The organism is Mesorhizobium sp. WSM4815 (assembly GCF_055811575.1).
The window spans coordinates 103,624-127,426 of record NZ_JBVVQS010000099.1; the positions used below are offsets into that span (position 1 = coordinate 103,624).

Here is a 23,803-nt window from a genome sequence, read left to right on the forward strand (position 1 = left end):
ACGCGATCCCTACTGTCCCGTCGCGTCCGCGTAGATATCGAGGACACGGGTGATGCTGCCGATCAGAAGCTCGTGAGCGAGGGGCTTGACCCGCCGTGCGGCAACCTCGGCGTCGAGTTGCCCCAGATACTGGCTGATCAGCGGCCGGGGTATATCCTTCTCGCCCAATACGTCCAGCAGCGTCCGTGTTGCGCGCTGCGCCTCCGGCGTCGGCCAATAATAGCGGATGCGGTCGCTGAACGAGAAATGCCGCTGCATGCGCTGCTCGTCCGGCGTGCCCGGATAGTATTGCTGCCAATTGTCCGACGACGCCAGCATGATGCGTTCCATCGCGGCAGGCAGGCTTTCGCGCGAAAAGTCCGGCGCGAGGATATCAGCGATATGGCTGAGCCCATACAGCGCTTGGCGAAGCGCGAAGGTCAGCCAGGGGCCGACCTTGAGGATGGCAAAACCGTCGTGAACGAGAGCATTGAGCGCCTCAGTCGGCTGGTAGTCGGTCGAATGCGCCTCAAAAACGAATTGTGGCATACGATCGAGCACAGCTACCAGTTCAGTCGCCTTGGCGGGTGCATAGGGCACGATCTCGGTATTGCCGAATTCGACGCCGGGCTGGACGACGACACCGACCGCACGGTCAAATGCGGCTTCGAGGCCGGCGCGCGAAAACGCTCGCGCGTGGATCTCGACGGTCCGCAAGGCATTCCCCGGCGCCGTCACATGCAGGTGGTCGAGCGCCTCCAGCGCCCCGCCCGGCACCGGCACTTCGGTGCCGATGACGTAAACCGGTTTTTCGCCGCCTGCCCGCTCGACCGCCGCCTCGGCGATTTCAGCTAGTTCAGCCGCGCGCGCGGCGATCGTTTCATCGGTAAGCACGGCTGGATCGTCGGCGCAGGCCATGCTCGTATCCAGATGCATCTTGGTGAAGCCGGCGCTCGCATAGGCATCGATCATCGCCGCAGCCTTCTTCATCGCGGCGGCGGCAGCCATGTGCTTCCAGGGATTCGGCCCGAGATGATCGCCGCCGAGGATCAGGCGATCGACGGGGAAGCCGACTTTGTGCGCTTGCGCCTCGACGAAGCTGCGGAACCCCGCAGGTGTCATCCCGGTGTAGCCGCCGTCGTGGTTGACCTGGTTGCAGGTGGCCTCGATCAGCACATCCGCGCGCCGCGCCGCGCCATGGCGCAGGGCAGCCTCGATGACCAGCGGATGCGCCGAGCAGACCGAGGCGATGCCGCTTCTCTCGCCTGCGGCGCGCCTCGCCGCAATGTTCGCAAACCTTCGCGTCGCGCCACTCACTGCGTGTTCCCCGTGGCGATGAAGGCCTCGACCGCTTCAAGCGGGAAAATGCCTTCCATCGGGCCCTTGCGGGTGACGGCAAGCGCACCGCAGGCATTGGCGATCCGCAGCGCGTCGGCAGGAGCCGCCCCGCGCAGCCAGAACGAGACGAAAGCAGCACCGAAGCAGTCGCCCGCACCGGTCGGATCGACCTCGTCGACGGCAAAGCCGGACGAGGCGACCGCACCGTGATGATCATGATAAACGGCGCCGGCGGCGCCTTTCTTCAGGACGATGCAGGACAGGCCACGGGCCAGCAGTTCGTCGACTGCACCCTCCTCGTCCCTGGCGGACGAAAACAGGAAGAGCTCCTCGCCGCTCGGCAGGAAGATATCGGCTCGCGCCAGCACTTGGTCGAGTGCTGCGCGCATGCCGGATGCCTGCATGATCTCGCGGCGGATGTTCGGATCGAAGGACACGGTTCCGCCTTTGGCCTTGACGGTCTCGATCGCCGATAGCGCCACCCCGATGGCGCGGTCGGAAAACAGCGACGAGCCCATGACATGGACATGATCGGCACCGGCGAGCAGCTTTGTCGCCGCCGCGTTTGTCTCGATCAGGCCGGCGGCGCTGTTGCGGATGTTGAAGACGAAATGCCGGCTGGCGTCGGCCCGGTAGGTGACGAAGGCCGTGCCCGTCGCATGGCCCGGGTGAACCGCGATCGCCGACACGTCGGCGCCAAGTGCCCGCAGCCGATCGATGTTCAGCCTGCCGAAATCGTCGTCGCCGACGGCGCCGATGAGGCCGGCCGGCTGGCCGAGCGCCGCCGCCTGGCCGATGAAGATCGCGGGCGCGCCTGACGCGTAGGGCCCGAGCAGCGGACCAGGCTCGAGAAAGCTCTGGCCGATCCGCTCGGCCATGATCTCGACCAGAATCTCGCCGGCACCGACCAGCTTCTTCATCTCGCGGAATCCCTCGAATTCGCCTACTGCAAGTGAATACGGCTTGTGCTTTTTCGCGTCAATTAATAAATTTACGCATGGAAACTACACAATTTCACTGTAAAGTTTCACCTTGCATTCGAGGGCTTTGATGTCGATGACGCACAAGACGATGGAGGATTTTGCTCGCTCTTGCGGCGTCTCCAGGCCGACACTGTCGAAATATTTCGACGATCCGACCAGCGTCAAGCCGGCGACACGTCAGCGGATCGAAGTGGCGCTGCGCTCGTCCGACTACCAGCCCAATCTGTTTGCACGCAACCTCAACCGCAAGCGGACCCGCAGCATCGGTATTGTCGTGCCGACGCTCGCCGATCCCTTCTATTCGGAAATGGTCAGCCGAATCGAACTCAGGCTGCGCGACGAAGGCTACTGGCCGATCGTGATCTCCTCGCACGGCTCGCGCGAGCTCGAAGTGGAAGCGACGCGAACCATTCTTTCGCTAAAGGTTTCCGGCGCGCTGATCGCGCCGCTCGGCCTGCGCTCAGACCAGCGCACGCTGGAGAAGCTGACGCAGACCATACCGATCGTCTATTTCGACACTTATCTTGAGGGCGACACGCCGTTCGTCGGCAATAACAACAGCCAGAGCGTCTCGACCATCGTCGATTATCTCTGCCGCTCCGGCGATGCCCCGGTCTATTTCGATATCCCGCACGTCAACCACAATTCGCGCGAGCGCCTGAACAGCTATGTCGGCGCCATGCAGCGGCTCGGGCATGAGCCGGTGCTCATCGGCACCCCTTATGACTACAGCTGGGATTTCGAACGGATCGGCTATGAGCAGATGGAAGCGATGCTCGTCCGTGGCGGCCTGCCGGGCAAGACCATTCTGTGCGCCAACGACCGCCTCGCCTTCGGCGTGATGGCTGCCGCCTACTCGCAGGGCCGCAGGGTCGGACGCAAGGGCGATTGCGACCTGCGGGTCGCAGCCCATGACGACCATCCGCTGAGCCGCTACACCTGCCCTGCCCTCACCACCATGGCGCAGGACTTCGCTTCCATGGCCGGACGCAGCGTCGAGACGCTGCTGGCCTTGCTGGACGAGGACGACGCGACAGTTGCAGCCAAGGTCAGTCTCGACGCGACGCTGGTCATGCGTCAGTCGGCCTGAGCGTTTCCAAACACAGGATCGAAGCCGCGCCATGCGGCAACTGCCGCGCCGACCGCTTGCCGCGCCGCCGGACCATGGCGGCCCATCGAAACGAAGCCGTGGATCTGGCCGGGCCAGCGCCGCAGAACGATCGGCACCTCGTCATCTTCCAGACGCTTCGCGTAGGCCTCGCCTTCGTCGGCGAGGATATCATGGCCGGCGATTGCGACAAAAGCCGGCGCTGCGCCGGCAAGGCTTGCGGCCTTGAGCGGCGACACGCGCCAGTCATCAATATCGCCAGCATGGTTGATATAGTGGTCGCGGAACCAGGCCATGGTCGCCGAAGTCAGGCCATAACCGTCGGCAAAGCGGCGATAGCTGTCCGCCGCCTGCGAGGCGTCCGTGTTCGGATAGAACAGCAGCTGCGCCGCCGGCGGCTTCTTGTCGCCGCGCGCAAGCAGGCAAAGGACGGTAGCGAGATTGCCGCCGGCGCTGTCGCCGGCGACAGCGATCCGTTCGGCGTCGATGCCGAGATCGCCCGCGCCGTCCTGCATGAAGGAAAGTACGGCGCGGCAATCTTCGATGGCCGCCGGAAATTTGTGTTCCGGCGCCAGCCGGTAGTCGGGAGAGACGACGACGCAGGCCGCCATATTCGCAAGCCAGCGGCAGATCTCGTCATGCGACTCGAGATTGCCGATCACCCAGCCGCCGCCATGCAGATAGAGCAGCGCCGGGGCAGCGGCCCCGACCGCGCCCTGTCCGCGATAGATTCTGAGCGTCAACGGGCCGCCGGGTCCGGTGATGGTGCGCTCAGTCAATGAGCCGACCGGCTCGCGCTCGCCCTGGAGTGCCGGAAAGCCCTCCTCATAGGCGCGGCGCGCCTCTTCAGGCGTGCCGGCTTCGAATGGCGGGGCTGCCGCCTGCCGGTCAAGGTCGAGCACATGCCGGGCCTCCGGATCGAGCAAGGGTGAAAGCAATGTCGTCATCGTAAGCCCTCCGATATCAGGGCGAGCAGGCTCGCCGCTTCGGCGTCCTTGAAGAGCGGCGGCTGATCGACCGTTGCGTTGACGGCGACGGACTCGCGGCTCTCACCCGAAGCGAGGATCGCCTCCATGATTTCCAGCACATGAAGCGCAAGGTCGCCGGACGCCCGCGGCTTTCTTCCTGTTGTCAGCGCGCGCGAAAGATCGGCAACGCCGAGCATGCGGTAATTCGCGCGGTCGGGCGCGGCGAAGGGCCAATTGCGCGCGCCATAGAGTTCGCTCTCACTGTGGAAGTCGGCCCAGTCGGCCCCTCGTTCCGACAGCGAGACGGTGCCGCCGAACGTATCCGGATCGGGCAGCCTGAGCGAGCCTTCCGTCCCATGCAGCTCGATCGGGTGGTTGGAGTGCCTGAAGACATCCCACGAGGCGCCGAAGGTGACGGTGGCGCCTGAGCGAAACTCCAGCAGCGACAGGATGTTGGTCGGTGTGCCGACCTTGAAGCTGGTGTTCCGGTAGGGGCCTTCGGCGGTGATCAGCCGCTCCTCCTGGCCCCGCGTCGCCATCGCCATCACGCGGGCCACCGGCCCGAGCAAATTGACCAGCATCGTCAGGTAGTAGGGACCCATGTCGAAGACCGGTCCGCCGCCGGGCTGATAGTAGAATTGCGGATTGGGATGCCAGTGCTCCATGCCGCGCCCCATCATGAAAGCGGTGCCGGTCACCGGCCGGCCGATCGCACCCTCGTCCATGAAGCGGCGTGCCCGCCGTCCGGCGGCGCCAAGGAAGGTGTCCGGGGCCGAGCCCAGCAGCAGCCCGCGCTCCGCCGCCTCGGCGACAAGCCGCCTGCCGTCCTTGGCCGAGGTCGCCAGCGGCTTTTCGGTGAAGACGTGCTTTCCCGCCGAAAGCGCCGACAGCGAAACGTCGAAATGCGCCGCCGGTATGGTCAAGTTGAGGACAAGGTCGATGTTCGGGTCGGCCAAAAGCGCGTCGACGCCGAGCGCGCGGATGCCATATTCCTTGGCGCGCAGCACAGCCATATCGGGCGAAATGTCGGCGCAGGCGCGTAGCTCGACCTCGCCGAACAGGGCCGCATTGCGCAAATAGGTCATCGAGATATTGCCGCACCCGACAACGCCGATGCCGAGCTTAGCTCCTGATTTTCCTGGCATTTTCCACTCTACCTCCCGACGTCGCAACGCTCTGGTTGAATCATTGCACCAGCAACGGATCACATTCGAAAGCCGCTTTACAGCATTTTAAATGTTGACGCGCGTAAAATTATTATGGAACATGCGAAAATGATGGCGCAACATTGGAGGCCGCCAGCCTTGAGGAGGAGAACATGACTGACATGAAAAAACGGCCAACAGCCGATGCGAATCCCGTGCGTCATGCGCGCATTGGATCTTTCCGTCGCGGTCAGGAACCGAGATGGGTTCAGGCATAGATCACCCTGGCCCCGGTCATCTCAAGCTGGCTGCGTATTGGACCGGGCAGGCCATCGTCGGTGATCACCACATCGACGGCCGACAGCGAAAATGCCTTGGAGGTCCCGCTGACGCCCCATTTGCTCGAATCGGCGAGGAGGACAACGCGCCGGGCCATGCGAACGAGCTTTCGCTTCGTTCGCGCCATGTCTTCGTTCACGTCGACCACATCCAGTGACGAGTCTATCGCATGCGCTCCAACAAAGACCTGATGCGCTACCAAGCCGCCGAGAGCCGTATCGGCATCGGTGATCAGCGTGCTCACCGTGTCGGGATAGACCCGGCCGCCGATCATATGAACGTCGAGCCCGGGACGATGCATAAGATGCTGCACGATATTCATGGCCGTGGCCGCGACCACGACATTGCTGAGCGGCGGTAACTGCATGGCAACCTGCATCAATGTCGAGCCGCCGTCGAAGATGACCGATTGGTTGTCCTCGAACAGGTCTAGCGCCGCCCGGGCGATGCGCTTCTTTGCGTCGAGGTTCGTTTGCATCCGCCGGGCGAACGCGGCCGTCGTCGAATCGGTGGTCCGGGTCACCGCCCCTCCACGGGTCTTGGTCAGCAGTCCCTTGCGGTCCAGTATCTCGAGGTCGGAGCGCACCGTGACTTCCGACACGCCAAACCCGTCTGACAGGTCCTTCGTGCGCACCTGTCCGCTGCGCTGCACCTCACCCAGAATCGATTGGCGTCTCTGCTCCGACAACATTGCCCTGCCCTTCCCTGCGCCAAGCAACCGCTCTGGCCTCGGCTCAGCTTACCAAAAATATGCAAATTCGAAAGCTTTCGAAAGATTGTATTTCTTGTTTCTTTCGGAAACACTGGGTCCAGGATTTTGAAATCAAACGATTGGGGAATTTTGCACTCATGAGCCTAGGAACCAAGGTGCGTCTTGCGCGCCTCTTCTCGCATCCATCGGGGAAACTTTTTGGCGGCGCGGTCGACCACTTCGTCGGCTATGGCGACGTGCGCAAAGGCGGCCTTGCCGATCTGCCGGGTGCGCTCGCACGCGTCATGGTGGGCAAACCCGACTACGTCAGCATCCAGCCTGGCACCGCGCGCCATCTGTGGCCGCAATATGCGGGCAAAGCTTCCCTGGTGATTCAGGCGGGCTGCTTCACTCCGGACGATCGCATCAGCGAGTTGATCGCAACGCCCGAGGATGCGGTGCGCGCGGGGGCCGATGCGTTGGCCGTGGCCATTCCGGTGCGAGGCGCGACCGAGGGCAAATACATACGCTGGCTGACCGATTCGGTGAATGCAGCGGCCCGCTACGGCATGCCTGTGGTGGCGCATATCTACCCTCGCGATTTCACCGACGGAGCAAAAATCGTCTTCACCCCCGACGAGATCGCCTATGCGGCGCGCATCGGCTACGAGTCCGGCGTCGACGTGATCAAGATCGGCTACACGGGCGATTTCGAGTCGTTCCGAGAGACCGTCCGGACCTGCCCGGTGCCGGTTGTGATCGCGGGTGGTCCGAAGACCGATACGCTGCTCGGCGCGCTTCAGCAGACGGCGGACGCCATCCGTGCCGGCGCACGCGGCGCCGTGGTAGGCCGCAATCTCTGGGGGCATGGCGATCCGGAGAAGGCAGCGCTTGCCTTTCGGGGCGTCATCCATGACGGCCTTTCGGCGCAAGACGCCCTGGCGAAGGCAGGTGCCTGAACGATGCCCACCGTCCCCGCGATCCTCGGCTTCGGCGCTATTGCGATCGACGACATCGTTTACGTCGATCAGCCGTTGTCGGCGGGCAAGGGGAAGGTTCTGCAAAGTGCCCGCGCTTTCGGGGGAAATGTTGCGACGGCGCTGGCCGCCGTCGTGCGACTCGGCGGAACCGCCGGGTTCGCCGGATGGCTGGGCAGTGCCGCGGACGACGCCGTGCTGCGCGATCTCGTTGCGAGCGGTGTTGAAACCGCATTCGCGCCGCGCCACCCCGACGCGCGCCCGGTACGCTCGCGGATCACCGTCGGCTCGGACGGGGAACGGTTCATCGCGTATGACGACGATGCGATGCTGGGCACCGCTCCGGATTTTCCGGACGACATCCTCAGCCGCGCAACCGTCCTGATCGTCGATAGCTACGCGATCCGGTCCCTGGATGTCGTGGCTCGGGCTCGCGATCTCGGCCTTGCGATCCTCGGCGATATCGAATGGAGCAGCGGCCCAGCCACGGAGCGGCTGATCGCGCTCTGCGACCATCTCATTCTTCCACTCGGCTTTGCGCGGACTGCCACGGGGTGCCGATCGCCCGCCGAGATGCTCGATACATTGTGGTTGCCGTCGCGGTCCGCAGTGGTTCTGACCGACGGTGGCAGGGGCGTGTACTATCGCGGGCGTGAAGAGACAGGTCTCTGGCACCTGCCCCCGCACAGGATTGTGGTCGTCGACTCGACCGGTGCGGGTGACTGCTTTCATGGCGCCTATGCCCATGCGTTGACGCGCGGAGCCGGCACCGCAGGCCGGGTGGCATTCGCGGCCGCGGCGGCAGCCCTTTCGATAACGGGCCGTGGCGGGCGCGAGGCGCTTCCAACCGACGACCAGGTTAAGGAACTCCTGGCATCGACGAACGCGCCGTCAGCAGTCGAATTGAAAAAAACGCATGTCAATACTGGAACATAGCTAGAAACTATACGATGAAATATTTCGCAGGTGAACATGCTCCGAGGAGGGTTATAAAAATCAGCGGCTTATACTTGCGGAGGGAGGAATATGGCAGAAGTCATCCTTGAGAATATCTGCAAAACCTACGGTAACAATTTTCGCGCAATCGACCAATTGAACCTATCGGTCGAGGACGGCGAGTTCTTGATTCTCGTCGGGCCGTCCGGCTGCGGCAAATCCACCGCGTTGCGAATGATCGCGGGATTGGAGGACATCACCAGCGGCAGCCTTCGGATCGGCGGAGTCGACGTCGTCGACATGCCGCCCAAGGACCGCGACATCGCGATGGTCTTCCAAAGCTACGCGCTCTACCCGCATATGACGGTGTTCGAAAACATCGCCTTTTCGATGCGGCTGGCAGGCAAGCCGAAGGCCGAGCGCAAGATGCGCGTGGACGAGATCGCCAAAACCCTTCAGCTGACGTCTTTGCTGGACAGCAAACCCGCGAACCTTTCAGGCGGACAGCGTCAACGGGTTGCCATGGGCCGCGCCATGGTGCGCGAGCCGGCCGCCTTTCTCATGGACGAACCCCTTTCCAATCTGGACGCGAAACTGCGCGTGCAAATGCGCGCCGAAATCACCAGTCTGCAAAAGCAGCTCGGCGTAACGACCATATACGTGACCCACGATCAAATCGAAGCGATGACGATGGGAGACAGGGTCGCGGTGTTGAAAGGCGGCGTGCTGCAGCAGGTCGATACACCCAAGAGGCTCTATGAATCGCCGGTGAACGCCTTCGTTGCCGGCTTCATCGGCTCTCCTTCGATGAACCTTTTCGAGGCGACCCTGACGGGCGACGAACTGATGTCCGGCACCTTCGCCATCCGGTTGCAGGAGGCAGCCTTCGTGCGCAGGCCGGGCTTGAGGTCGTTTGCGGGGCGCAAGGTCGTGTTCGGCATACGACCGGAGGATCTTTATGACAGCAGCCTCGAATCCGGTCGCAAGTATCCGACGATACCGGCCAAGGTGACCTCGATCGAAGAACTCGGATCCGAACATATTGTCCATCTGAACATCGACGCGGTCCGGGTGGACTCCGGCGATCCGGACGCGGTGGACGATTTTGGCCTGGCATCGAACGCGGTGGCGAGATTCGAGCCGATCAGCGCCGTCCACTCCGGCTCGGAAATCCGGTTGGCCGTGGATGATGCCAAGTTCCATTTCTTCGATCCCGAGACGCATCTGGCGATCTGAAGATCTGCGGCAGACCGCAGGCGAGAGCGAGGCGCCTGCGAAACGCAAGAAGGCTTCTGAGTAGAGCAGACGATCGTCCGCATTGTGCGGTCGATCTTAAAGAAGGAGGAGAAAATCATGTTTCGGATACAACCCGCGATGCTGAAAATAGCCGCGGCCGCATGGTTGCTTGGCGCAACCGGCGCCATGGCGGACACGACGCTGGAATTCACCCAATGGTGGGAGCCCGAATTACCGGCCGGCTCGCTCAGGGCAATCATGGATGACTTCGAGGCTGCAAACCCCGGAATCAAGGTGACGCTGGTCAGCGGCCCCTATGCGACCACGCGAGACCAGATCTCGGTTGGTGCTGCAACTGGAACGCTTAGCGACGTCGTCGGTCTCGACGGCGCCTGGGTGAACAATCTGAACGCGCAGAATGCGCTGGCCGACATGAACCCGATGATGGATGCGAGCGAGTTCGACAAGACCCAGGTCGCGGATATCATCAAGGTGGACGGCAAGGCGGTGATGTTTCCCGTGGCTTCGTTCGTCTATCCGGTCTTCGTGAACATGGATCTCGCCGCCCAGGCAGGCGTGACCAAGCTGCCGTCGACCCGCGCGGAGTTTCTCGAAGCCGCAAAGAAGATGACCCATGCCGACAAGAACCAGTATGGCTGGGTGCTGCCCTTGTCGCTGCAAACGCCGTCCGGTGTCCAGAACGACCTGATGTCGTGGGTCTGGGCCTCGGGTCAATCGATGATGGCTGACGGCAAGCCGGCTCTCGAGGGCAAGCCGGTCGTCGATATGCTCACCTTCGTCAAATCGCTGAACGACGCCGGCGTCGTTTCGCCCGGCATTGCCACCAAGACCGAGCAGGAAAAGGTCGAGGAATTCGTGAACGATCGGGTCGGAATGATGATCGACTCGCTCGCGCATGTGAACCTCATTCGCAAACGCAATCCCAAGCTGAACTTCGACCTCATCCCCGTCCCGGTCGTGGAGAATTACAACGGCAAGCGCGGCCTTCCCTACGCCTCCTGGGGCATCGGCATCTCTGCGGCCTCAAAACATCAGGAGGAAGCCTGGAAGCTCGTCCAATATCTGATGAGTGAAAAGGTGAACACCAAGCTCGTGACGCTTGCAAACGCCTTCCCGGGCAACGTCAATGCCAAGCCCGATTTCGTGACCTCGGACAAGGCTTTCGCCAAGGCTTTCGAAATCTTCAAGACCGGCTATCTCGCCAACGAGTTCACGGGTCTGCCGGTGGCTGAAGACCTGATGACCCAGTTCGATGTGGAAGCCCAGAAGATGCTCGCCGGCGAGCAGTCTCCGGAAGAAGCCGCAGCCAACGCTCAAAAGGGCTGGATGGCGAAATTCTGAGCGACCTGTTCCCCGTTGCTATCTTCCACCGGGTAGCCTGACTTAGGGCAGGCCACCCGTCAACAACGGATCGGCAATTTGAGATGGACCTCTTTCCGAAGCGCACCTTCCTCTTGAAGGCACATCCCAAGGGTGGCACATGACTCGGCAGAAGCGCTCCCACCATCGACTGAAACGAGCGGTCGCACCCTATCTCTATCTGTCACCCTCGCTCCTCATCATCGGCCTTCTGATGCTACTGCCGATGGTGACGGTGATTGGCTATTCGTTCCAGAACAGCGCGGTGCTGCGTCGCGACCCATCCTTTGCCGGACTGAAACACTACCACGCGATCTTTGCCGATCCGGTGTTCTGGGCCTCGCTGTGGCACACGCTCTACTTCACCTGCATGAGTGTCATCTTCCATATGACCATCGGCATGGTCTTCGCACTCATGCTGAACAGCGACCGCATCAATCCGACGCTGCGCAACATTCTGCGCGTGCTCTACATACTGCCTTGGCTGTTCACCGCGGTGATTATCGCCGTGATCTGGCGCCTCCTGCTTGAGCCGAACGGTGTCGTGAACAGCGTTCTCATGCAGATGGGCATCATCGGTTCCAAGGTCGAGTGGTTTTCCTCGACGGCGACCGCGCTGCACGCCGTCACCTTCGCCAATATCTGGGCGGGCTACCCGCTTTTCATGGTCAGCTTGCTCGCAGGCTTGCAGGGCATTCCCAAGGATTTCTACGAGGCCGCCGATATCGACGGGGCGAAGGCCTACCAGAAGCTGATCTTCATCACCATCCCGCAGCTGATGCCGATCATCATCAGCATCTCGCTGCTCGACTTCATCTGGACCATGCAGGTCTTTCCATTGATCTGGATAACGACGGGCGGCGGTCCGATCTACTCGACCGAGGTCCTCAGCACCTACACGTACAAGCTGGCATTTTCGAGCTACAACCTGTCGCAGGCGTCGGCGAGCGCCGTGGTCATCCTGCTGATCTCTCTCGGCCTGACGCTGTTCTACATCCGCTATCAAAAGGCTCGGTAGTCACCATGAGGAAAAGGCACACACCGAAAGACAGACTGATCACCGTCGCGCTCCATGTCGCGCTTGCCGCAGGGCTCTTTTTCGCGGCCTTCCCGATCTACTGGATGCTGAGCAGCTCGTTCAAGTCGAATACCGAAATCTTTGCCCTGCCACCAACCGTCCTGCCGAAGGCCTTCACGCTGGAAGCGTATGCGGCCATCCTTGGCGACCCGGTAAAGCTGCGCTTCTTCTTCAACAGCTACTTCGTGGCCGGAGCGGTGACCGTGCTGACGGTTCTGATCGCCTTGCTGGCGGCTTATGGGTTCAGCCGTTTCAATTTCCGCGGAAAGGGCAGCCTCAACACACTCATCATCAGCACGCAGACGATTCCGCCGATCACGCTTTTGATCCCCTTCTTTGGGCTTGTCGTCTCGTATGGCATCTTCGACACCTACGTCGCACTGATCCTGACTTACCTGGTGTTTACGCTGCCCTACGCGATCCTGCTGATGACGGGATATCTGAACACCTTGCCCCGCGATCTCGATGAAGCGGTGGCTGTCGACGGCGGCACCAGCTGGACCGCACTCTGGCGGGTGATCGTCCCGATTTCACTGCCTGGAATCGTGGCGACGTCGGTCTACACCTTCCTGTTGTGCTGGAACGAATTTCTCTTTGCGCTGACGCTGACGAAGTCAACGTCCATGCGCACCGTCCCGATCGGCATCCAACTTTTGATGGGGCAGCACGCCTTCGAATGGAACCAGATGATGGCGATGAGCGTGCTGGGCTCGCTACCGCTCTTGCTCATCTACCTCGTTGCCCAGAGGTTCTTCCTCGCCGGCATGACCGCGGGCTCGGTCAAGTAGGATGTCCCTCCCACGGAGAACCGATGGGGAAGGCCGCGCGTCGAAATCGATGGATTGGACCTTCTCTGCTGGCAGGCGATATCGCCGCGGCCTCGGGCGTCTTCATAGCGCCGCTGAATCGAGCTGGTGCTGTTCATCCAGCGCCACATCAACAAAGGGCTGACGCAGGGCGGCATCAAGGAATGAAAGCATGAAAGACCTGAAAGTCGGTTGCCAGACCTTCACCTGGGAAATGCTCGGAGACCGGTTTGCCGGTGGTCCCGACGATCTGCTCAAGGCGATCGCCGATGGCGGTTATGCCGGCATCGAGATCACCGACACGATGATCGGCCGCTATGCCGACAGGCCGGCGGAATTCGCCGCGGCGCTGAGATCGGCCGGCCTCATCCTTGTTTCTTTCGCCTTCGGCTCGAAGAGCGGCTTTACGCTGATGGAGAGCATCGGCCCCGACCTGGAGACAGCGAAACGCTGGATCGATTTTGCCGCTGCCTTTCCAGGCGCGCTGATTTCGATGGGCTCGGCCACCGTCGTGTCCGACGGCCCGCGTGACGACAAGTTTGCCATCGCGGCCGAGGTCTACAACAACGCCGGCGAACTCGGACGCAAGGCCGGCGTCGACATCGCCGTCCATCCCAGTTCCCACCACAACACGCTGCTGTTCGACCGTGCCGACTACGATCGGATTTTCAGGCTGATCGACCCCTCGCTTGTCGGCTGGGTGCCCGATACCGGCCACATATTGCGCAGCCATCAGGACATGGCAGATACGCTCACCACTTACCGCGACCGCATCCGCTACGTGCATCTGAAAGACGTCGACGCCAGCGGCACCTGGGCTATGCTCGGCAAGGGCGTCTGCGACACCCAAGCGGTGATCGATATCGCCAGCGCCGCACCTCGTTTCAACGGCTGGCTGGTGCTGGAAGAGGAATCCGAGACCGCCGCCGGCGATCCGGCCGCCGCGGTCAAGACCAACCGCCAGACGATGCGCGGCTACGGCGCGTGAGGAAGAGACCATGATCCGGAAGCAAGACCGTCGCCTTCGTGTCGGCGTGCTCGGCTGCGGGCCGATCGCCCAATTCGCGCATCTCGAATCCTGCGTGAAGGCCGGCAACGCCGATCTCTATGCGATCTGCGATGCCGCCCCCGATCTTCTGGCGCGCATGGCCGCGACCTATGAACCCGAAAAAACCTATGGCGATTACGATGAGATGCTCGCCGACCCGCAACTGGAAGCGGTGATCGTGGCGACCTCCGACGCCTATCACGTGCCGATGTCGATCAAGGCGCTCGAGGCCGGCAAGCACGTGCTGTGTGAGAAGCCGATCGGCGTCTCGGTCGAGGAAGGCGAGATGCTCGCCGATGCGGTCCGGCGCTCCGGCAAGCTGCTGCAGGTCGGCCATATGAAGCGCTTCGACCCGGCACTGGAAGCGGCGCGCGATTTCGTCCACGATGAGATCGGCGAGATCCTGGCGCTAAAAGCCTGGTATTGCGATTCCACGCACCGCTACACCAACACCGACGCGGTCCAGCCGCTGCCGGTCACCAGCAAGCTGGCACGCAAGCCGGGTGGCAATCCGAAGTCCGATCTCAGGCAGTATTTCATGCTCGCGCACGGCTCGCACCTCGTCGACACCGCGCGCTTCCTGTGCGGCGAGATCGTTGCCGTGCGCGCCCGCCTCAACCAACGTTTCGGCGCCTATTGCTGGTTCGTCGAAACCGAATTCGCCAATGGCGCGCTTGGCCATCTTGACCTCACCGTGGCTGTCCGCATGGACTGGCACGAGGGTTTTCAGCTCTATGGCGAACACGGCTCTGTGATCGCGAAGACCTTCAATCCCTGGTATTTCCGGGCGAGTGAGGTCGATATCTTTCACGAGAAGGATGCAACGTCGCGAAAGCCGCTCGGCGCCGACGGGCATTTCTTCAGGCGCCAGCTCGAAGGCCTCGCCGAGACAATCCTTGACGGCAAGCCGATGCGCGGCGCCAACGTCGAGGACGGACTTGCCTCGATCCGCGCCATGGTGGCGATCGCCCGTTCGGTCGAAACCGGCGATCGCGTCGAGATCGCTTCCGCAACGGGAGCGGTCTGATGCAGATCGGGGTGTTCGCCAAGACCTTCCCGGGCAGCGAGCCGGTTGGCGTGCTGGCAGCGGTCCGCGACTCGGGATTTGCCGTCACCCAGTTCAACCTTGCCTGCGCCGGGCTGCCGTCGATGCCGGAGGCGGTGCAAAAGGACGCCATTGATGCCATCGCGGACGCATCGAATGCTTGCGGTGTCGTCCTTGCAGCGCTCTCGGGCACCTACAACATGGCCCATCCCGACAGGACCGTGCGCGACGACGGCCTGCGCCGGCTTGGCGTGGTCATCAAGACCGCGGCAGAGCTGTCCGTCCCGCTGGTCACCTTGTGCACGGGAACCCGCAACGCCGACGATCAGTGGGCATACCATCCCGACAATAGCGAGCCCTCGGCATGGGAAGACATGGCGGGCGAGATGGAAAAGGCGCTTCAGCTCGCGGAGCGTCACGGCGTCGATCTTGGCATCGAACCCGAACAGGCCAACATCGTCACCTCGGCCTCGGAGGCGATGCGCCTGATCGCCGAGATGGGCTCGACACGGCTGCGCATCGTGCTCGATCCGGCCAACCTGTTCGAGCAGGCGAGCTCGGCCGAAGCACGCGCCATCGTCGCCGCCGCCGTCGAACGCACAGCGGGCCACGTCGCCATGGCCCATGCCAAGGACCGTTTCGCTGACGGCCGCTTCACGACGGCCGGCCGGGGTGTCGTCGACTTTGCGGATTTCGTCGCCAAGCTGAAAGCATCGGGTTTTGACGGGCCGCTGGTCACGCATGGCCTCTCGGCCGAAGAGGCACCCGGCGTTGCCCGCTTCCTCAAAGGGCTGGTGTGATGGCGCGCCTGGCCACGCTGCTTCGCGATGACGCCACGCTTCGGATTTCCGATAGTGGCGACGGCATTGCGGTCATCTTTCAGCATGGGCTGGGCGGTGGCGACGCGCAGGTCGCCCAGGCCTTCCCTTCCGGGCCGGGCTTGCGGCGCATCACGCTGGAATGCCGCGGGCACGGCGCCTCCGGACTGGGCAGCCGCCGGCCGTTTTCCCTGGAGATGTTCGCGGACGATGTTGTTGCCGCCGCCGATCAGGCCGGTCTCGATCGTTTCGTCGCCGGCGGCATTTCGATGGGCGCGGCGATCGCCATGCGCCTCGCCTGCCGTCATCCGGATCGCGTCGCGGGTCTTCTCCTGGTGCGGCCGGCCTGGATTTTCGACGACGCGCCGGTGAACCTGCTGCCGATCGCCGAGGTTGCCAGGCTTATCCTGGACCACGGGCCCGACAAGGCGAGGTCGATCTTCGCGCAATCGGAAACCGCCGCGCGCCTGCAGCGTGAAGCACCCGACAATTTTGCCTCGCTGATCGGCTATTTCGACCGGCCGGACGCCGCGCAATTCGCGCAGGTCCTCGCCGACATTGCCGCCGACGGCCCGGGCGTTTCGACGAGCGACGCCGCCGTGCTTGGCATTGCCACGCTGGTCATCGGCAATGCCATGGATGCGGTGCATCCGCTCTCGGCGGCCCTAACGCTCGCCGCAGCCATTCCCGGCGCGACCTTTGCAGAAATCCATCCCAAGGCGCTCGACAGCGTCAGGCATTTCGCCGAGTTGCAGGCCGAGATTACGACCTTCCTTCACACCTACTCGAATTATCGGAGCCTCATTCCGTCATGACGACCAAAATCCTGTCCGGTCCCGCCGCCATCGCCGCCCTGCCGCGCAGCCGGCTGCTCGGCGAGTTTTCGCTGTGGTCGGCCGATCTTGCCAATATGGAGCGCGACCTGAAGCGCATAGAACCTCATGTCGACCTCCACCACATCGATGTCGCGGACGCCCGCTTCACTCCGGGCTTCCTGTTCTTCCCGGACCTGGTAGCGCGGATCGCCCGGCTGACGGCAAGGCCTATCCATGTGCACCTGATGGTCGAAGCCGAGATCGTCGAGGAGCAGACGCGTCAGTTCATCGAGGCCGGCGCCGATCTGGTCAGTGTCCACGCCGAAAACGGCGAAGCCGGCCTGCGCGCCGTGCGGCTGGCGCATGCGCTCGGCGCCGAGGCCGGCGTGGTGCTCAGGCTGGAAACGCCAGTGGCCGCGGTCACGCCGTTCCTGTCGCAAGTCGCGTTTTTGACGCTTCTCGGCACATCCATCGGCGTCAAGGGCCAGAGCCTTTCCGAGCAGGCCTGCCCACGTTTGATCGAAGCGCGCGCACTGATGAGAAAAGCCGGTCGCGAGACCGACATCATCCTGGCTGCCGACGGCGGCATCCGCCACGAGACGGTGCCGCGCCTGCGCGCCTCCGGCGCCGAGACGGTGGTGCTCGGATCGCTGGCGTTCGGCGACCCCGACCTCGCGCAGCGCATTCGCTGGCTGCATGGGCTGAAGGTCGCCGCCTGATGACAAGACTGGCCCTCGCCTTCGATCTCGGCGGAACGGAGCTGCGCGGCGCGCTGGTCGAGAGCGACGGCGGCGTTGTCGCGCAGGTCTCGGCGCCGACGATGGCGATTGCGGGATCGGATGCGGTGATCGGCCAGATCATCGCACTGGCCGGGGCTCTTCTGACACAGCACCCACAGGCGGATGTCGTCGGGATCGGCATCGGCGCGCCGGGACCGCTCGATCCCAAGGCCGGTATTGTGATCGCGCCGCCGACGCTGGCCGGCTGGCACGACGTGCCGTTGATCGACATTCTTGGCAAGCATTTCGGCCTGCCGGTGCGGCTGGAAAACGACGCTAACGCGGCCGCCCTTGGCGAATGGCGCTTCGGCGCCGGCCGAGGCAGCGACTCCCTGGTGTTCGTCACCGTGTCGACCGGCATTGGTGGCGGCGTCGTCGCCGACGGCCACATCTATCACGGCCGGCGCGGGCTTGCCGCCGAGATCGGCCACATGACCATCACCGGCGAGGGCGACCGCTGCTTCTGCGGCGCCGTCGGCTGTTTCGAGGCGGTCGCCTCCGGTACGGCGCTCGGGCGGCGTGCCACGGCGCTGACGACGCCGGGCGACGGCTCCCTGCTTAGGCGCCTTTCGGCTGACGGCGACGTTTCGGCCAGGCAGGTCGTCGAAGCCGCACGTGCCGGCGATATCAGCGCGCTCGAATTGATCGAGGCTGAGGCGAAGTGGCTCGGCATCGGCTTCACCAATCTGCTTCACCTCTATTCGCCGGATCTGATCGTCATGGGCGGCGGCCTCGCCAACGGTTTCGACTTGTTGGCTCCGGCCATCAGGGCAACCGTCGAGCAGCGGGCGATGCCAGCCTACAGGGATGTACCGATCGTGCCGGCGCAGCTTGGCGACCGCGCAGGACTGATCGGCGCGGCCAGCCTGATCCTGTGGGAAGGCGAACCGGGCGCGCCGTTGGCGATGGCGCAGGACAAGGACAGCAAAGGCGGCCGGACCGAACGTGTCGCCGGCAGGGAGGCAATCCATCGCTGAGCTCAAGCTGCTGGCGCCGGTCACCTGTGGCCCGGGCGCTGGTGCCGCTGCATTCGGCGTTCGCGGTGGATTCATAGGCTGAAGCCACATAACTGACGACGCCGGCATCAAGCTGCTTCGCCCCCGCAGCGTCAATTTCTGCTGCACCGCAGCACATCAAAAACCTCTGGATACCATTTTAAATGTTGACGCATGTTAATTTTTTCTAAAACATGCGGAAATGCTGACAAGGCATCGGTCAGCGCTCCGGGAGGAGAAATGCCAGACACGAAAATGGCCATGACCGAGCGCTCGGAAACCGCCGTGCGGCGATCGCCGGTCGGTCGGTCGCCTGTCATCGCAAGCGCCGGGCTGGCCTTTGCCGGCACAGCCATTCCGTTCGCCGGGCAACGGGTCGATTGCGACACCACCAACAAATTAGGAGGAGAAAGCATGCGTATGTTCAATTGCCTGACGCTTGGCGCAGGCCTGTTTGCAATCATGATTTCAGTGCCGGTCCATGCCGAGGACGCGGCCCGCGTCGCGGCGATCGTCAAGGGTCTCGACAATCCCTTCTTCCAGTACATGCACCAAGGCATCGAAGAGCAGGCTAAGGCCGACGGCGTGGCCGTCACTATCCAGGCAGCCGCCAATATGGGCGACGCTACCGGGCAGGCCGATCGATTGACAGCCATGGCCATGCAGGATTTCGACTGCTATCTGGTCAATCCGATCAGCGTCAGCAACCTCGTCCAGGCACTTGTCCCTGTCGCCCAGAAGAACAAGCCGATCGTCAACATCGACAGCACCATCGACGCCGAGCAGGCCAAGGCCGCCGGCTTCACCATCTCAACCTACATCGGCACAGACAACGTTGCCGCCGGCGTTCTGGCGGGCGAGGAGATGCTGAAGCTGGTTCCTGCAGGCTCCAAGGTCGCGCTGGTGGCCGGCATTGTCGGCGATGTCGGCAGCAACGCCCGCATCAAGGGCTTCAAGCAGGCTGTCGAAGGCAAGCTCGAAGTCGTGGTGATGGTCAGCGCCGACTGGGATCGCGAGAAGGCGCTTACCGCGGCCACCGACATCCTGGCCGCGCATCCCGATCTCGCCGGCTTCTTCGCCGCCAACGACATCATGGCGCTCGGCGTTCAGCGCGCCGTCCAGACCTCGGGCAAGGACGTCAAGGTGATCGGCCTCGACGGCATCGTCGACGCGTTGAAATCGGTGGCGGCCGGCGAACTCGCCGCGACCGTCGCGCAATATCCCTATGTCGTCGGTGCCATGGGCGTGGAAGCCTGCAAGGCAGCGGCCATGGGCAAGGAACTGCCCGCCAACGTGCCGGCGCCGGTTCTATTGATCAACAAGGACAATGCCGAAGCCTCGCTGAAGAACTTCCCGCGTCCAGGCGACGACTATCCCGATCCCTTCCGCGAGATGTTGAAGTGAGCATTCCTGAACAAAACGCGCCCGTGCATACTGCGGGCGCGGCGGAGGAGAGCCGCCCCTCCCTGTCGGCTCTCCTCCTGGATCCTTCCTTCTGGGCCGACTGGGCATCGGTCGTCGGTCTTGTCGGCCTCGTCATCGTCTTCGGCATTAGTCAGCCGGTCTTCCTCAGCATCGCCAACTTGCAGGCCCTGCTGCTGGCCGCGGCGATCCTGGTCGTGCTGTCGATCGGCCAGACCTTCGTCGTCGCGACCGCCGGCATCGATCTCTCCTTGGCGGCAGCCGTCATGCTGGGCGCCATCGTCCTCGGGCTCGTCGATGCCGCGGGCTATGGCATCTTTCTCGCCTGCGTGCTCGCCGTAGCCGCCACCAGCGCGGTCGGTTTCCTGAACGGCGCGCTCATCACAGCCGGGCGAATACCCGACTTCGTGGTAACGCTCGGCACGCTTTCGGGCGTTACCGGGCTCGGCCTGATCCTGTCGGGCGGCGAGCCGATAATGGTCGGCTCGACCTTCCTGCTGCGGCTGGCCTCGGGCTCCCTTGGACCGTTCGGCTATCCCGTCTGGGTGGCGATATCAGCCGTTCTGGTGGCGCATATCGCGCTCTTCCACACCCGCTTCGGCGTGCATCTGCTGGCGACCGGCGGCCAGGTCGAAAGCGCCAGCGCGCTCGGCATCCACACCAACCGGGTCAAGATCGTCGCTTATACGATTTCAGGCTTCTGCGCCGGCATCGCCGCACTGCTTCTGGTGGCGCGCATCGGCTCGGCCGAACCGCAGATCAATACCAGCCTTCTGCTCAATTCGGTGGCGGCAGTCGTCTTGGGAGGTGTCAGCCTGTTTGGTGGACGCGCCAGCATTCTCGGCCCGGCGATCGGAGCGCTGATGCTAACCGCTCTCGTCAACGGGCTGACGCTGCTCAGCGTTTCGGCCTTCTACCAGCCCTTGGCCGTTGGCGCCATCGTGGTGCTGGCGGCACTGATCATGCGGTATCAGAAATGAGCGCCGTCAATCACTCCCCGTCGGCCGACGCAATCCTCGCCTGCGAAGGACTGAGCAAGCATTTCGGCGGCATCCGCGCCTTCACCGATGTCGCCTTCCAGGCCCGCCGTGGCGAGGTCACCGCGGTGATCGGCGACAATGGCGCCGGCAAGTCGACGCTGATACGCTGCCTGGTCGGCGTGCATGTGCCGGACGCTGGAGACATTTTCTTCGACGGCCGGCTGCACCCCTTCGCCAATCCCGACGAGGCGCGCAAGGCCGGCATCGAGACGGTGCACCAGAACCTCGCGCTGATCGATGAATTGACCGTCGCCCAGAACCTGTTCCTCAACCGTGAGATCGTGCGCCGGATCGGCCCCTTCGCGCTGCTCGACCGCAAGGCGATGAAGCAGCAGGCGCGCGCCATGCTGTCACGCCTGTCGATCAACATGCCTTCGGTCAGCCAGCGCGTGCGGCGCCTGTCGGGCGGACAGCGACAGGCGATCTCGATCTGCCGCGCCGCAGGTTCCGGCGCCAAGCTGGTGGTGATGGACGAGCCAACCGCAGCGCTCGGCGTGCAGGAGACGGCCAATGTCGAAGCCCTGATCCGGCGGCTGCGCGAACAGGCCGTCAGCGTCATCCTGGTCAGCCACAATTTCGATCAGGTGCGGCGCCTGTCCGACCAGATCTGGGTGATGCGAGCGGGACGGATGGTGGCGACCGTCCGTTCATCCGAGACGACCGGCAACGAACTCGTCGCGCTCGTCACCGGCGCTGCATGACGGACGGCCGGGTCGAGCCGCACCTGTAGCTATAACGAGCTGTTGGCTGAAACAATTGGTTTGCGAAGGGAGTGTGCCGTGGCGGTGATCCGTGTCGGGCTAGTGGGTCTTGGAGAGGTCGCGCAATCAATCCATCTGCCGGTGCTGAGCGATCAGCGCGACAGCTGGCTGGTATCAGGCATCTATGATGTGTCGCCGAGCCTGATGGCGCTGTGCACATCCGAATACCCGACCGCCAAAGCCTTCGAAACGGCAGAGGCGCTAATCGACTCGCCGGATATCGACGCGGTTTTTATCCTCTCGTCAGACGAGACCCACAGCCGTTTCGTCCGTGCCGCCGTCCAGGCGAACAAGCATGTCCTCTTGGAAAAGCCCGCCTGCCTGACGGTGCGCGAGATCGACGAGCTTCTGGCACTGACGCCAAACTACGCCAAGACGATCTTCGTCGGCTACATGCGCCGCTACGCCCCGGCCTATCTTGCAGCGATGGAGGAACTGCCTGACTTCGCCGACATAACCCATGTCCGCATCTTCGACCTGATCTCCGAGGGCCGGCATTTCCTGAAGAAGAGCCAGAACGTCCTCTATCCCACCGACATAGATCCGGCCCTTTTAGCACGCGGCGCCGGGGAGCGCGAGGCGCTGATTCGCGAAGTGGTGGGCAGCGATGCGCCCGCCGATCTCGTACGCGCCTATCGCGGCCTGACGGCGCTGAGCTCGCACCATATTTCGGCGATGCGCGGGCTCCTCGGCGAACCGGCCCGTGTGCTGGCGGCGCACCGCACCAATGGCGGAGCCAACACCAGCGTGACCTTCGACTACGGCCATTTCGCCTGCTGCTACGACGCAGTGGTCGACGATCTCGGCCTGTTCGACGCGATGATCGAGGTGCGCTCGAACACCAAACGGGTCCGCATCATTTACGATACCCCCTACATCCGCAGCCTGCCGACGCGACTCGAAGTGACGGAAGCCGGGGCAGCCGGCCCGGTGACGCGGACATTCGGGCCGCTGTATGGCGACGCCTTCTCCAACGAACTGGAAACCTTCCACCGCCACATCACCGCCAGGACGAAGCCGCTGACCGACCTAGCGGACTCCCGCCGCGACCTGGCGCTGATGGCCGAGATTATCGAACAGATGAAGAAGACTGGCGACCGCCGCGGCCTGCCGTCTACTTCCCGCAATGGTGATCGTTGATCTTGTTCAAGGCGTTCGCGTCGGGCCCGACCCTGTGGTAGGAGCAGGCTCCTGCGGCTGTCGTGAACAACTGCTGGTCATAGTAGCGCGGGCCGCCGAACAGAATGTCGATGATGTTGCCTTCGGCGGGGACGTAGCGATCACGGTCAGGCCGATCATCGCGATCTCCAGCCAAGGCCGCGGCAGACATGCTGCACCCCATTGCGAAAACGAGAGCGCGGATCGCAAAACGTTTTGTTGTCATCGGGGAATGCCTTTCTGGCCGTTCGGCTTCTCACCATACATCCAAAATCGCGAGGCGGACAAAGGTTCCCTGAACGGCACTCCTGCGCGGCAATCTATCCCGCAATCTCCAACAAGGACGATATCAGCAACCGGCGTTCGTCGACCGAAAGAACATCCGAATCGAAGAGATTCATGCTGCGAAGTCCTTCGATGGCGAGGTAGCAGACCAGCAGCGCCTTGAGGTCCGGCGTTTCTCCCTTGAGCCGTTCGAAAACCTGCCGCCTGAACGCTTTTATCGGCGTCAGGAAATCGGGATCCTCGGCGATCGCCGAAAATATCCAGGACGCCGACGGTTTCGATTCCGCGGCATGTTCGGCCGAAAGCTTGATATAGGTCGCAAGCGGGCTCTCGCCCGCGACGCCGGCAGTGCGGGCGGCGTCCAGCGCCTGCTCGAAGGCGCGAAGATAATCCTCAACCAGCGCCTGCATCAGCTTCGCCTTGGTCGGGAAATTGTACAGCAAGCCGCCTTTCGACACCCCGGCCCGGCTGGCGACGGCGTCCAGCGACAGGCTGCCGGGCCCTGTCTCGCGTGCCACATCGGCGGCGGCAGCGAGAATTTTATCACGCGAATTTGCTCTGCGGGCTTTCATCAATCGCTCCCCCATACATTAGCCTACGCGGAATTGACAAGACCGTCCAGACGGTACAGTAAGGTCGCCGTCATTTGATATCGGGACCAGTCACAGCTATG

Annotated in this window: 25 protein-coding genes; 17 read left to right on the forward strand and 8 right to left on the reverse strand. The window is 63.1% G+C overall.

Annotation, left to right across the window (positions count from 1 at the left end; genetic code table 11):
* Positions 1 to 9: 9 nt before the first annotated feature.
* On the reverse strand, positions 10 to 1,296 hold the full coding sequence (locus AC0L2B_RS23665; RefSeq protein ID WP_473747032.1) for a D-tagatose-bisphosphate aldolase, class II, non-catalytic subunit: 1,287 nt from the start codon (positions 1,294 to 1,296) through the stop codon (positions 10 to 12).
* Entirely contained in the window at positions 1,293 to 2,237 is a 945-nt protein-coding gene (locus AC0L2B_RS23670; RefSeq protein WP_473747034.1) for a sugar kinase, read from the reverse strand. The genes AC0L2B_RS23665 and AC0L2B_RS23670 overlap by 4 nt, the downstream gene beginning before the upstream one ends.
* A 127-nt stretch (positions 2,238 to 2,364) precedes the next feature.
* Here AC0L2B_RS23670 and AC0L2B_RS23675 point away from each other — a divergent pair, with 127 nt between their 5' ends.
* On the forward strand, positions 2,365 to 3,390 hold the full coding sequence (locus AC0L2B_RS23675) for a LacI family DNA-binding transcriptional regulator (RefSeq protein ID WP_473747238.1): 1,026 nt from the start codon (positions 2,365 to 2,367) through the stop codon (positions 3,388 to 3,390).
* Here AC0L2B_RS23675 and AC0L2B_RS23680 read toward each other — a convergent pair.
* From AC0L2B_RS23680 to AC0L2B_RS23690, 3 genes are all read right to left on the reverse strand, one after another.
* Complete coding sequence (locus tag AC0L2B_RS23680; RefSeq protein WP_473747036.1) at positions 3,378 to 4,355, reverse strand: alpha/beta hydrolase; 978 nt, start codon at positions 4,353 to 4,355, stop codon at positions 3,378 to 3,380. The two genes, AC0L2B_RS23675 and AC0L2B_RS23680, sit on opposite strands and share 13 nt — an antisense overlap.
* Positions 4,352 to 5,521, reverse strand: coding sequence for a Gfo/Idh/MocA family protein (locus tag AC0L2B_RS23685; protein ID WP_473747038.1), 1,170 nt, complete (start codon positions 5,519 to 5,521; stop codon positions 4,352 to 4,354). Before AC0L2B_RS23685 ends, AC0L2B_RS23680 begins: the two co-directional genes overlap by 4 nt.
* A gap of 268 nt (positions 5,522 to 5,789) precedes the next feature.
* On the reverse strand, positions 5,790 to 6,551 hold the full coding sequence (locus tag AC0L2B_RS23690; RefSeq protein ID WP_473747040.1) for a DeoR/GlpR family DNA-binding transcription regulator: 762 nt from the start codon (positions 6,549 to 6,551) through the stop codon (positions 5,790 to 5,792).
* 158 nt (positions 6,552 to 6,709) lie between these two features.
* On the opposite strand from AC0L2B_RS23690, the gene AC0L2B_RS23695 reads away from it, so the two are divergent.
* From AC0L2B_RS23695 to AC0L2B_RS23750, 12 genes are all read left to right on the forward strand, one after another.
* Complete coding sequence (locus AC0L2B_RS23695; RefSeq protein ID WP_023797149.1) at positions 6,710 to 7,510, forward strand: beta/alpha barrel domain-containing protein; 801 nt, start codon at positions 6,710 to 6,712, stop codon at positions 7,508 to 7,510.
* Between the two features lie 3 nt (positions 7,511 to 7,513).
* Entirely contained in the window at positions 7,514 to 8,464 is a 951-nt protein-coding gene (locus tag AC0L2B_RS23700; RefSeq protein ID WP_473747042.1) for a PfkB family carbohydrate kinase, read from the forward strand.
* Between the two features lie 90 nt (positions 8,465 to 8,554).
* Complete coding sequence (locus AC0L2B_RS23705) at positions 8,555 to 9,700, forward strand: ABC transporter ATP-binding protein (RefSeq protein WP_473747044.1); 1,146 nt, start codon at positions 8,555 to 8,557, stop codon at positions 9,698 to 9,700.
* Between the two features lie 117 nt (positions 9,701 to 9,817).
* Positions 9,818 to 11,062, forward strand: coding sequence for an ABC transporter substrate-binding protein (locus AC0L2B_RS23710; protein ID WP_473747045.1), 1,245 nt, complete (start codon positions 9,818 to 9,820; stop codon positions 11,060 to 11,062).
* Positions 11,063 to 11,201: 139 nt separating this feature from the next.
* The gene (locus AC0L2B_RS23715; RefSeq protein WP_027153440.1) at positions 11,202 to 12,098 is read left to right on the forward strand and encodes a carbohydrate ABC transporter permease; all 897 of its coding nucleotides are present in this window, start codon (positions 11,202 to 11,204) and stop codon (positions 12,096 to 12,098) included.
* A gap of 5 nt (positions 12,099 to 12,103) precedes the next feature.
* Positions 12,104 to 12,946, forward strand: a complete 843-nt coding sequence (locus AC0L2B_RS23720; RefSeq protein WP_023797144.1) for a carbohydrate ABC transporter permease — start codon at positions 12,104 to 12,106, stop codon at positions 12,944 to 12,946.
* 190 nt (positions 12,947 to 13,136) lie between these two features.
* On the forward strand, positions 13,137 to 13,952 hold the full coding sequence (locus tag AC0L2B_RS23725) for a sugar phosphate isomerase/epimerase family protein (RefSeq protein WP_473747046.1): 816 nt from the start codon (positions 13,137 to 13,139) through the stop codon (positions 13,950 to 13,952).
* A 10-nt stretch (positions 13,953 to 13,962) separates the two neighbouring features.
* Positions 13,963 to 15,039 carry a Gfo/Idh/MocA family protein gene (locus AC0L2B_RS23730; protein ID WP_473747047.1) on the forward strand — a complete coding sequence of 359 codons (1,077 nt, stop codon included), beginning with the start codon at positions 13,963 to 13,965 and terminating at the stop codon, positions 15,037 to 15,039.
* Positions 15,039 to 15,857 (forward strand): sugar phosphate isomerase/epimerase family protein, encoded by an 819-nt coding sequence (locus tag AC0L2B_RS23735; RefSeq protein ID WP_473747048.1) that lies wholly within the window; start codon positions 15,039 to 15,041, stop codon positions 15,855 to 15,857. The genes AC0L2B_RS23730 and AC0L2B_RS23735 overlap by 1 nt, the downstream gene beginning before the upstream one ends.
* On the forward strand, positions 15,857 to 16,690 hold the full coding sequence (locus AC0L2B_RS23740; RefSeq protein WP_473747049.1) for an alpha/beta fold hydrolase: 834 nt from the start codon (positions 15,857 to 15,859) through the stop codon (positions 16,688 to 16,690). The genes AC0L2B_RS23735 and AC0L2B_RS23740 overlap by 1 nt, the downstream gene beginning before the upstream one ends.
* Positions 16,687 to 17,409: a ribulose-phosphate 3-epimerase gene (locus AC0L2B_RS23745; RefSeq protein ID WP_473747050.1), complete on the forward strand. Its 723-nt coding sequence runs from the start codon at positions 16,687 to 16,689 to the stop codon at positions 17,407 to 17,409. The genes AC0L2B_RS23740 and AC0L2B_RS23745 overlap by 4 nt, the downstream gene beginning before the upstream one ends.
* The gene (locus AC0L2B_RS23750; RefSeq protein ID WP_473747051.1) at positions 17,409 to 18,446 is read left to right on the forward strand and encodes an ROK family protein; all 1,038 of its coding nucleotides are present in this window, start codon (positions 17,409 to 17,411) and stop codon (positions 18,444 to 18,446) included. The genes AC0L2B_RS23745 and AC0L2B_RS23750 overlap by 1 nt, the downstream gene beginning before the upstream one ends.
* 131 nt (positions 18,447 to 18,577) lie before the next feature.
* On the opposite strand, the gene AC0L2B_RS23755 is transcribed toward AC0L2B_RS23750, so the two are convergent.
* Entirely contained in the window at positions 18,578 to 18,820 is a 243-nt protein-coding gene (locus AC0L2B_RS23755; RefSeq protein WP_473747052.1) for a hypothetical protein, read from the reverse strand.
* Between the two features lie 58 nt (positions 18,821 to 18,878).
* Between AC0L2B_RS23755 and AC0L2B_RS23760 the strand changes: the two genes are divergently transcribed.
* The 4 genes from AC0L2B_RS23760 (at position 18,879) to AC0L2B_RS23775 (ending at position 22,827) form a co-directional block, all read left to right on the forward strand.
* The gene (locus AC0L2B_RS23760; RefSeq protein WP_473747053.1) at positions 18,879 to 19,868 is read left to right on the forward strand and encodes a sugar ABC transporter substrate-binding protein; all 990 of its coding nucleotides are present in this window, start codon (positions 18,879 to 18,881) and stop codon (positions 19,866 to 19,868) included.
* Positions 19,865 to 20,866, forward strand: coding sequence for an ABC transporter permease (locus AC0L2B_RS23765; protein ID WP_473747054.1), 1,002 nt, complete (start codon positions 19,865 to 19,867; stop codon positions 20,864 to 20,866). Before AC0L2B_RS23760 ends, AC0L2B_RS23765 begins: the two co-directional genes overlap by 4 nt.
* The gene (locus tag AC0L2B_RS23770) at positions 20,863 to 21,627 is read left to right on the forward strand and encodes an ATP-binding cassette domain-containing protein (protein ID WP_473493789.1); all 765 of its coding nucleotides are present in this window, start codon (positions 20,863 to 20,865) and stop codon (positions 21,625 to 21,627) included. The genes AC0L2B_RS23765 and AC0L2B_RS23770 overlap by 4 nt, the downstream gene beginning before the upstream one ends.
* 78 nt (positions 21,628 to 21,705) lie before the next feature.
* Positions 21,706 to 22,827, forward strand: coding sequence for a Gfo/Idh/MocA family protein (locus tag AC0L2B_RS23775; protein WP_473747055.1), 1,122 nt, complete (start codon positions 21,706 to 21,708; stop codon positions 22,825 to 22,827).
* Here AC0L2B_RS23775 and AC0L2B_RS23780 read toward each other — a convergent pair.
* Together AC0L2B_RS23780 and AC0L2B_RS23785 are read right to left on the reverse strand one after the other, a co-directional pair.
* Positions 22,802 to 23,017, reverse strand: coding sequence for a hypothetical protein (locus tag AC0L2B_RS23780; protein WP_473747056.1), 216 nt, complete (start codon positions 23,015 to 23,017; stop codon positions 22,802 to 22,804). The genes AC0L2B_RS23775 and AC0L2B_RS23780 overlap by 26 nt on opposite strands.
* A gap of 148 nt (positions 23,018 to 23,165) precedes the next feature.
* On the reverse strand, positions 23,166 to 23,702 hold the full coding sequence (locus tag AC0L2B_RS23785) for a TetR/AcrR family transcriptional regulator (RefSeq protein ID WP_091593200.1): 537 nt from the start codon (positions 23,700 to 23,702) through the stop codon (positions 23,166 to 23,168).
* Positions 23,703 to 23,803: the final 101 nt, after the last annotated feature.

What these genes read in the sequence shown, in the direction of transcription:
- AC0L2B_RS23750 (WP_473747051.1), top strand. Translation starts at nt 17,409, where the DNA reads ATGACAAGACTGGCCCTCGCCTTCGATCTCGGCGGAACGGAGCTGCGC.
- AC0L2B_RS23695 (WP_023797149.1), top strand. Translation starts at nt 6,710, where the DNA reads ATGAGCCTAGGAACCAAGGTGCGTCTTGCGCGCCTCTTCTCGCATCCA.
- AC0L2B_RS23745 (WP_473747050.1), top strand. Translation starts at nt 16,687, where the DNA reads ATGACGACCAAAATCCTGTCCGGTCCCGCCGCCATCGCCGCCCTGCCG.
- AC0L2B_RS23715 (WP_027153440.1), top strand. Translation starts at nt 11,202, where the DNA reads ATGACTCGGCAGAAGCGCTCCCACCATCGACTGAAACGAGCGGTCGCA.
- AC0L2B_RS23730 (WP_473747047.1), top strand. Translation starts at nt 13,963, where the DNA reads ATGATCCGGAAGCAAGACCGTCGCCTTCGTGTCGGCGTGCTCGGCTGC.
- AC0L2B_RS23705 (WP_473747044.1), top strand. Translation starts at nt 8,555, where the DNA reads ATGGCAGAAGTCATCCTTGAGAATATCTGCAAAACCTACGGTAACAAT.
- AC0L2B_RS23725 (WP_473747046.1), top strand. Translation starts at nt 13,137, where the DNA reads ATGAAAGACCTGAAAGTCGGTTGCCAGACCTTCACCTGGGAAATGCTC.
- AC0L2B_RS23755 (WP_473747052.1), bottom strand. Translation starts at nt 18,820, where the DNA reads ATGGCTGTGCCGGCAAAGGCCAGCCCGGCGCTTGCGATGACAGGCGAC.
- AC0L2B_RS23740 (WP_473747049.1), top strand. Translation starts at nt 15,857, where the DNA reads ATGGCGCGCCTGGCCACGCTGCTTCGCGATGACGCCACGCTTCGGATT.
- AC0L2B_RS23680 (WP_473747036.1), bottom strand. Translation starts at nt 4,355, where the DNA reads ATGACGACATTGCTTTCACCCTTGCTCGATCCGGAGGCCCGGCATGTG.
- AC0L2B_RS23700 (WP_473747042.1), top strand. Translation starts at nt 7,514, where the DNA reads ATGCCCACCGTCCCCGCGATCCTCGGCTTCGGCGCTATTGCGATCGAC.
- AC0L2B_RS23690 (WP_473747040.1), bottom strand. Translation starts at nt 6,551, where the DNA reads ATGTTGTCGGAGCAGAGACGCCAATCGATTCTGGGTGAGGTGCAGCGC.
- AC0L2B_RS23735 (WP_473747048.1), top strand. Translation starts at nt 15,039, where the DNA reads ATGCAGATCGGGGTGTTCGCCAAGACCTTCCCGGGCAGCGAGCCGGTT.
- AC0L2B_RS23785 (WP_091593200.1), bottom strand. Translation starts at nt 23,702, where the DNA reads ATGAAAGCCCGCAGAGCAAATTCGCGTGATAAAATTCTCGCTGCCGCC.
- AC0L2B_RS23685 (WP_473747038.1), bottom strand. Translation starts at nt 5,521, where the DNA reads ATGCCAGGAAAATCAGGAGCTAAGCTCGGCATCGGCGTTGTCGGGTGC.
- AC0L2B_RS23720 (WP_023797144.1), top strand. Translation starts at nt 12,104, where the DNA reads ATGAGGAAAAGGCACACACCGAAAGACAGACTGATCACCGTCGCGCTC.
- AC0L2B_RS23770 (WP_473493789.1), top strand. Translation starts at nt 20,863, where the DNA reads ATGAGCGCCGTCAATCACTCCCCGTCGGCCGACGCAATCCTCGCCTGC.
- AC0L2B_RS23710 (WP_473747045.1), top strand. Translation starts at nt 9,818, where the DNA reads ATGTTTCGGATACAACCCGCGATGCTGAAAATAGCCGCGGCCGCATGG.
- AC0L2B_RS23760 (WP_473747053.1), top strand. Translation starts at nt 18,879, where the DNA reads ATGCGTATGTTCAATTGCCTGACGCTTGGCGCAGGCCTGTTTGCAATC.
- AC0L2B_RS23780 (WP_473747056.1), bottom strand. Translation starts at nt 23,017, where the DNA reads ATGTCTGCCGCGGCCTTGGCTGGAGATCGCGATGATCGGCCTGACCGT.
- AC0L2B_RS23670 (WP_473747034.1), bottom strand. Translation starts at nt 2,237, where the DNA reads ATGAAGAAGCTGGTCGGTGCCGGCGAGATTCTGGTCGAGATCATGGCC.